Origin of the sequence: Bacteroides sp. CAG:633 (assembly GCF_000435115.1) — a bacterium.
Lineage (GTDB): Bacteria > Bacteroidota > Bacteroidia > Bacteroidales > Bacteroidaceae > Bacteroides > Bacteroides ndongoniae.
In genome coordinates this window covers 18,629-26,239 of the sequence record NZ_FR883123.1, presented here as the reverse complement: position 1 = coordinate 26,239, position 7,611 = coordinate 18,629, and the positions used below count along the sequence as shown (strand labels likewise).

The 7,611-nt window shown below is 54.9% G+C and carries 7 protein-coding genes; 5 read left to right on the top strand and 2 right to left on the bottom strand.

Annotated elements, in window-relative coordinates:
- The 3 genes from QVP67_RS12385 to QVP67_RS12375 form a co-directional block, all read left to right on the top strand.
- A partial coding sequence (locus tag QVP67_RS12385) for a tetratricopeptide repeat protein (RefSeq protein ID WP_369677357.1) occupies positions 1-328 on the top strand: 328 nt, incomplete at its 5' end.
- A 154-nt stretch (positions 329-482) separates the two neighbouring features.
- Positions 483-1,028 (top strand): DUF4292 domain-containing protein, encoded by a 546-nt coding sequence (locus tag QVP67_RS12380; protein ID WP_071148590.1) that lies wholly within the window; start codon positions 483-485, stop codon positions 1,026-1,028.
- 63 nt (positions 1,029-1,091) lie between these two features.
- A complete protein-coding gene (locus QVP67_RS12375; RefSeq protein WP_022163877.1) occupies positions 1,092-2,384 on the top strand; it encodes a murein hydrolase activator EnvC family protein in 1,293 nt (430 codons plus the stop codon).
- Between the two features lie 21 nt (positions 2,385-2,405).
- On the opposite strand, the gene QVP67_RS12370 is transcribed toward QVP67_RS12375, so the two are convergent.
- On the bottom strand, positions 2,406-3,476 hold the full coding sequence (locus QVP67_RS12370; RefSeq protein WP_022163876.1) for a M20 family metallo-hydrolase: 1,071 nt from the start codon (positions 3,474-3,476) through the stop codon (positions 2,406-2,408).
- Positions 3,477-3,792: 316 nt separating this feature from the next.
- Positions 3,793-4,401, bottom strand: coding sequence for a porin family protein (locus QVP67_RS12365; RefSeq protein WP_022163875.1), 609 nt, complete (start codon positions 4,399-4,401; stop codon positions 3,793-3,795).
- A 212-nt stretch (positions 4,402-4,613) separates the two neighbouring features.
- Between QVP67_RS12365 and QVP67_RS12360 the strand changes: the two genes are divergently transcribed.
- A complete protein-coding gene (locus tag QVP67_RS12360; protein ID WP_022163874.1) occupies positions 4,614-6,422 on the top strand; it encodes an AMP-dependent synthetase/ligase in 1,809 nt (602 codons plus the stop codon).
- Positions 6,423-6,527: 105 nt separating this feature from the next.
- On the top strand, positions 6,528-7,553 hold the full coding sequence (locus QVP67_RS12355; protein ID WP_022163873.1) for a hypothetical protein: 1,026 nt from the start codon (positions 6,528-6,530) through the stop codon (positions 7,551-7,553).
- Positions 7,554-7,611: the final 58 nt, after the last annotated feature.

Sequence of the window (7,611 nt, the reverse complement as noted above, 5' to 3'; positions counted from 1 at the left end):
GCTCGAACGCCGCGACCTCGACCGTGCCGAGGAAATGAGCTATCGCACCGTCAAGGCCGAGCCGGGCAATGCCACCTACCTCGACACGTACGCCTGGATTCTCTTCGAAAAGGGCAACTATGCCGAGGCACGTCTCTACATCGACGACGCCATGAAGAACGGCGGCGGGCAGAGCGAGGACGTCGTAGAGCATTGCGGCGACATCTACTACATGACAGGCGACGTGGACGGTGCCCTGAAGTACTGGAAACAAGCCCTCGACATGGGATGCAAGTCGCCCAAGCTGAAAGAAAAAATCGAGAAGAAGAAGTACATTCCTGCCGACTGACACCATTGGCCGGCATCGGTCTGCTTCTTCCCGCCGATAACGAAACCATATATATCAACCGATAATATCCGAAACAATGACCGATAATACTTCCATTCTGCGTTCCGCTGCCGTGCGGACACCGTTCTTCACCGCCCGCCTCTGCCTGCGGCTGATGCTTCTTGTGTTGCTGACCGTAAGTCTGGCCGGCTGTAAGACCTCGCGCAAGGCCGAAAGTCATGGCGCACAGTCCCTCTGCCTGTCGTCGAAAGTCCGACTGACCATCCCTCACAAGGATGCCACGTTCACCGTAAGCGGCACCATGAAACTGAAGAGTGGCGAGCGTATGCAGCTTTCCTTCCTCATGCCTATTCTGCGCACCGAGGTAGCACGAATGGATATTACGCCCGATGAGGTGTTGCTCGTCGACCGTATGGGGAAACGCTACGTGCGCGTCACCCGTGGCGAACTTCGCGGCATGCTGCCCCGCAAGGCCAACTTCGAGAATCTGGAGAAGATGCTCTTCAAGGCTTCGCGTCCCGGTGCCAAGAACTGGATCGACGGTAAGGAGCTGGGGCTGAAAGACCTCGAAAAGTGTCGCATCGAGCTGACCGAGTTCTCCAACAAACCCATCAATCTGACGCCCACCGAAGTTTCTTCCCGCTATCGCGAAGTGACGCTGGAAGAGCTGCTCGAAATGCTGCTCGACCTTTCCGCCTGAGCCCAAGGCGGTCGCCGGAGTACTGAACAACGTTGAATTTATAAGTCCCTAACCGTTTCCGAAATGTCCCGAATACTGATTCTTCTCTTCCTCTTGTGCACCTGTGCATCGCCGCTTCTGGCTCAGTCGAACAAACTGATCAAGGAGCTGGAAAACAAGCGTGGCGATTTGCAGAAACAGATTGCCGAGACCGAAACCCTGTTGAAGTCTACCAAGAAAACTGTGGGCAGCCAGCTGAACGGCCTTGCCGCACTGACCGGACAGATAGAAGAACGGAAACGTTACATCCTCAGCATCAACCGCGACATGGAAGCCATCGAGCAGGAACTTTCCTCGCTCAATCGCCAACTCACTACGCTGCGCCGTCAGCTTAAGGAGAAGCGCCAGAAGTATGCTGCTTCCGTACGCTACCTGTACAAGAACCGTTCGGTCGAAGAAAAGCTGATGTTCATCTTCTCTGCCGAAAACCTGGCACAAACCTACCGCCGTCTGCGCTACGTGCGCGAGTATGCCACCTACCAGCGTCTGCAAGGCGAAGAAATTCAGAAGAAGCAGCAACAGATTGCTGCCAAGCAGGCCGAGCTGAAACAGGTGAAGCAGGCCAAGGAAAGTCTGCTGAAGGAGCGTGAAGCCGAAAAGGGAAAACTGGAGGCGCAGGAGAAAGAGAAACGCACCCTCATCGCCAATCTGCAAAAGAAGCAGCGAGGACTGCAGAACGAAATATCGCGCAAACGCCGCGAGGCCAACCAACTGAATGCCCGTATCGATCGCCTGATAGCCGAAGAGATAGAGAAAGCACGCAAGCGGGCCGAGGAAGAAGCCCGTCGCGAAGCTGCTGCACGCCGTAAGTCAGAGGGGACTAAAAGCGGCTCGTCGGGCACCAAGTCGAAAGCTGCTCCGTTGGAGCGGTTCAATATGAGCAAGGCCGACCGCGAACTGTCGGGCACCTTTGTCAGCAACCGCGGCAAGCTGCCCATGCCCATCACGGGTCCTTACCTTATCACCAGCCACTACGGGCAATACAGCGTCGAGGGACTTCGCGGGGTGAAGCTCGACAACAAGGGTATCGATATCCAGGGCAAGCCCGGCGCACAGGCACGTGCCATCTTCGACGGTAAGGTAGCTGCCGTCTTCAAGCTGAACGGCCTGTTCAACATCCTTGTCCGCCACGGCGCCTACATCTCCGTCTATTGCAACCTTTCTTCAGCCTCCGTCAAGACGGGCGACACGGTGAAGACCCGTCAGTCACTCGGTACCGTTTTCTCCGATGCTTCCGACGGCGGTCGCACCGTTCTTCACTTCCAGCTCCGCAAGGAGAAGGAAAAGCTGAATCCGGAGGGGTGGCTGGAGCGTTGATACTGTTTAGGGGTAACAGGTTTACAGCTGTGCCCCGTCCAGCAATTCCAGATACAGTCCGATAGCCTCTTCTATTTCTTTTACGAAAATGAATTCGTCGGCCGTGTGCGAGCGGGCGCTTTTGCCGGGACCCATCTTCATCGAGGGGCACGACAGCAGGGCCTGGTCGGAAAGTGTGGGCGAGCCGAAAGGTGTGCGACCCAGAGCGACGGCGCGTTGTACCAGCGGATGCTTGGGCGATACGTGCGATGAACTCAGCCGGAAGGAACGAGCCTTGGCCTGACAATGGATGTGGCGGGTGATTTCGTCGAACAGTGCTTGATTGGTGTAACACTCGTTGCTGCGGATGTCCACCACGAACGTACAGCGGTCGGGGATGACGTTGTGCTGGGTGCCGGCATTGACCATGGTTACGCTCATCTTGACAGGACCCAACAGGGGCGATACTTGCTCGAAGCGGTAGTCGCGGAACCAGGCGATGTCGTCCAGCACCTTGTAGATGGCGTTGTCGCCTTCTTCGCGGGCAGCGTGGCCCGAGCGGCCTGTGGCAGTGACGTCGAGCACCATCAGACCCTTTTCGGCAATGGCGGGTTGCATTTCGGTAGGTTCGCCCACGAGGGCAAATGTCAGGGGTGGCAGTTCGGGAAGCACGCATTCGATGCCTCCGGCGCCGGAAACTTCTTCCTCGCACGAAGCCAGGTAGATCAGGTTGTAGTACTGGCGTGTGCGGCACAGCTGGAGGAACACTTGCAGCAGACTGACAAGGCTGGCACCGGCATCGTTGCTGCCCAGTCCGTAGAGTTTGCCGTTAGGTTCCAGTTGCGGGGTAAACGGATCTTTCCGCCAGCCGTTGACGGGCTTCACGGTGTCGATGTGCGAGTTGAGCAGCAGGGTCGGTTTGTTCAGGTCGAACATGGGGCTGAGGCACCACACGTTGTTGCCTTTCCGTCCGGTATCCATTCCCTGCATTTCGATGTAGCGTTGCAGGAAGTCGGCCGCCTGTTGTTCGTCGCGGCTTACGGAGGGGATGGCTATCAGCGACTTCAGCAGGCCGATGGCGTCCGAAGCCAGGGTAGGTATGTCGTAGGTCATAAGCAGAAGTTTGATTTTACTGTTGCAAACTTACGGATAAAAAGTGAAAGACAACGCACGCCGCCGTGGAAAAAACTCGTCGCTGGCAGTGCATTTCTGGGACACAAGTGTGGCTCGCGAGCCGTGCAAGTGTTTCTCGTGAGCCGTACAAGTGTCTCTCACGAGCCGTGCAAGTGTGGCTCAAAGTGCCCTTTTGTAGGGTCTAGGGCGATGTCGGGTAGGTGGTAAAAAAGAGGTGTGGGCAACTCCGTTGCCTGGCGGCTTGCGGAATTGCCCACACAAGAAGAGGAAGTAACTTCCTCGGTATATTCTTCGGTTATAAGAAGTACACGAGTGAAATCATCAGATTGCGGTTCTTGTTGCCGCTGTCTTCGATGTTGTCAATCAAGCCCCAGTCGTAACCGATGGATAGCTGGTATTTTTGATTCAGTTCTACGCCTGCTTTCAGCCCCAGACCAAAGTCAAAGCGCTTCATGGCATCGTCACCGAAGACATTGACAGAAGTGTCTTCGCCTTCCATCAGTTCACCGCTGGCTTTTGCTTTGCCGAACAGTCCGATGCCAATGTAAGGACCAAAGTTGCCGAAGATAGCAAACTTGTCGTTAACGGCATATTTGTAACCCATGTGAATAGGGATTTCCAGATAGAAAGGATTGTATTTAACAGATCCTGCAGGGCCAAGATCTACTTTGGCACCTTTCAGCGAGAGTAGTGCTCCCATGTCCAGATAGATTCCATCGGCCAGTTGGGGAAGTCCCATTTCGGCCTTTACACCGGCATGGAAACCGATGCGGCTGTCGAATCCGCTTACCGAGAAGTTGCTTGAATTAAGACCTGCGGTGATACCCCACTTAAGACTCTCCTGTGCATTCATGCCCGAAATGCCGGCCACTAATAATGCTACTAATGCTAAAAACTTTTTCATGCTTGTTAAAATTTAAGGGTTACTCAATTGCAAATATAGGAATATATTTGAATTTTTGTTAATCGGCAGGTAAGAAAATCAGGTAATTCTTGTTTTTTGTATAGGAATATCCCGCTTGGGAGGGTTTGCTCCGAATATTTTATCATAAGGAGGCAGATAGTTTCAAATGAAACCACTACCTTTGCAAAACATTAACCAATTTTATAACAGACATGGCTTATCATCATTTGTCCGTCATGGTGCACCGCCAGGCGGAGAAGTATGGAGATAAAGTAGCCCTGAAGTACAGGGACTATGAAAAAGCACAGTGGATCGCTGTCTCCTGGAACCAGTTCTCGCAGACAGTGCGCCAGGTGTCCAATGCCTTGCTGGCGCTGGGTGTGGAAGTTCAGGAAAACATCGGCGTCTTCTCGCAGAACAAACCCGAATGCCTTTACGTGGACTTCGGCGCCTATGCCGACCGGGCCGTCACCATCCCCCTCTATGCCACCAGCTCGCCCGCACAGGCGCAGTATATCATCAACGATGCCGGCATCCGCTACCTCTTCGTGGGCGAACAGTTCCAATACGACGCTGCCATCCGTGTGTTCGGCATGTGTCCGTCGCTCAAGCAAGTTATCATCTTCGACCGCAAGGTGCAGAAAGACGCCCGCGACCAGTCGATGTCCATCTACTTCGACGAGTTCCTTGCACTGGGCAAGGGGCTGCCGCACGAAGCCGAAGTAGAGAAACGCACAGCCGAAGTGGCCGACAGCGACATTGCCAACATTCTGTACACCTCGGGCACGACGGGCGAACCGAAAGGCGTCATGCTGATGCACTACAACTACATGGAAGCCTTCCGTACGCACGAAATCCGCATCCCCTCGCTGACGGATCAGGACGTTTCGATGAACTTCCTGCCGCTGACGCACGTCTTCGAGCGCGGCTGGACCTACGTCTGTCTGCAACGCGGCGCACAGGTCTGCATCAACCTGCATCCGCAGGACATCCAGATGACCATCAAGGAGATACGCCCCACGGTGATGTGCAGTGTTCCCCGCTTCTGGGAGAAGGTCTATCAGGGCGTGCAGGAGCGCATCAATCAGGAAACCGGTCTGAAACGGGCCATGATACTGGATGCCATCAAGGTAGGGCGGGCGCACAACCTGGACTACCTTCGTCAGGGAAAGACACCGCCCCTGATGCTTCACCTGAAATACAAGTTCTACGAAAAGACCGTCTATGCCATCCTGAAGAAGACCATCGGCATCGAGAACGGCACCTTCTTCCCCACGGCAGGAGCCGCCGTGTCCAACGAAGTGTGCGAGTTTGTCCATTCGGTAGGCATCAACATGGTGGTGGGCTACGGACTGACCGAATCGACGGCTACCGTGTCCTGCTTCCCGCCCGTGGGCTTCGAGCTGGGTTCGGTGGGCGAGGTGATGCCCGATCTGGAAGTGAAGATAGGCGAGAACAACGAAATCCTGCTGCGTGGCAAGACCATCACGCCCGGCTATTACCGCAAACCGGTATCCACCGCCGCCGCTTTCGACAAGGACGGATGGTTCCATACGGGCGACGCCGGACGTCTGGAAGGCCGCATGCTCTACCTGACCGACCGCATCAAGGACCTGTTTAAGACTTCGAATGGCAAATACATCTGTCCGCAGGCTTTGGAGACGAGGTTCATCATCGACCGCTACATCGACCAGGTGGCCATCATAGCCGACGAACGCAAGTTTGTCTCTGCCCTCATCGTCCCCGTTTACGGGCTGGTGGAAGCTTATGCCAAGGAGAAGGGCATCGCCTACAACAGTATGGAAGAGTTGTTGCAGCATCCCAAGATACAGGCTCTGTTTCGTGCCCGCATCGACACCCTGCAGCAGCAGTTTGCCCACTACGAGCAGGTGAAGCGCTTCACGCTGCTGCCCAAGCCCTTCAGCATGGAGCGTGGCGAACTGACAAACACACTGAAGCTGAAACGCCCCATCGTGGCGCAGAACTACAAGGAAATCATCGACCACATGTACGAAGAGTAAGCTCGTCGCACACGGAGCGTCAACATAGGTTGATTGTTGGGTTGGATTGTTGGAGAAGTGAAGGGAAATTCATTTCTTTGCAATCCAATCCAAATCATCAACGTTATGAAGCGAACTTTTTCCCGTCTGACCCTATACCTGATGCTGCTCGTGCTGTGCAGCTGCAACAGCGACGTATTTGTTGACAATTTCTTGCCTTCGGCAAAAAAGGTGCATGTGCCTGCCGACGGTTCCGAAGCTATTCTCCGTTTCGGTGCGTCCAACTGGCGCACTCTGGGCTTGTGGCTCCGTATCGACTTTACCCAGTCGGTTAACGGGGGAACTTACGATCCGGTCGTGGGCGACATTTACAGCCTCGACGGCACGCTGATGGCGCGGGACACGGAGCTTTATTGCCAGGATGAGGAGCCCTTCCGCTTTGTGGCTCATTCCTCGACCTTCAAACTGACCATAGAGCGCACTTCGGGGAAAGAACTCCGTTTTCTGGATGCGGAGAACCTGGGTACCGGCTCGTTACAGCTGCAACTGAATGTGGGCAATGATTACAGTAACGAACAGATCGACCTGTACATCGACCCTTCGCCCCGTTATCAGCTGGACAGCCTTGTCTATAAGTTAAATTCCTGGACCGAAATGGACAGTGCCATGTACACGACGTATGTGGTTGGCCCTACCAATGCCACCGAAACGCCTTGGAAGTATGCGCTCCATCCCTACGAATACTTCCAGCGGACGTTTACCTTTCAGGGAGGGGATCAGTGGCACGAGCCCATCGATGAGGTAGTCTTCCAGCTCTTCGGCAATGAAAAGCCCGTTGTGGATGTGCCCGGGCTTGACAGGTTTCAGTCTCCGGCGTTGCTGGGTGAGAAGCTTGCGTTCGCGCCCGGCAAGACCCACTTCCCCCTGTCGGACGATCTGCTGTCGGTAACTGACACCATTGACGTTCCGCCCCTCACACAGATAGAGTGTACCATCAAGTGCTGGTACCGCTTCACCGGCGTCTGGTACACCCTGTATGTCAGCAACCCGCAAACCGGCCAGCGCCGCGTGTTCGATGGCCGTGCCGACCTTTACACTCCTCAAGGCTATTCGTTGACGAAGAAGGAAGTGCCGGTGCATATCGGGAAGTGAGGCACAACTCCCCCATTTGTACAACACTTGCACGGCTCGCGAGCCACACTTGCATTCC

What these genes read in the sequence shown, in the direction of transcription:
- QVP67_RS12360 (WP_022163874.1), top strand. Translation starts at nt 4,614, where the DNA reads ATGGCTTATCATCATTTGTCCGTCATGGTGCACCGCCAGGCGGAGAAG.
- QVP67_RS12365 (WP_022163875.1), bottom strand. Translation starts at nt 4,401, where the DNA reads ATGAAAAAGTTTTTAGCATTAGTAGCATTATTAGTGGCCGGCATTTCG.
- QVP67_RS12370 (WP_022163876.1), bottom strand. Translation starts at nt 3,476, where the DNA reads ATGACCTACGACATACCTACCCTGGCTTCGGACGCCATCGGCCTGCTG.
- QVP67_RS12375 (WP_022163877.1), top strand. Translation starts at nt 1,092, where the DNA reads ATGTCCCGAATACTGATTCTTCTCTTCCTCTTGTGCACCTGTGCATCG.
- QVP67_RS12380 (WP_071148590.1), top strand. Translation starts at nt 483, where the DNA reads ATGCTTCTTGTGTTGCTGACCGTAAGTCTGGCCGGCTGTAAGACCTCG.
- QVP67_RS12355 (WP_022163873.1), top strand. Translation starts at nt 6,528, where the DNA reads ATGAAGCGAACTTTTTCCCGTCTGACCCTATACCTGATGCTGCTCGTG.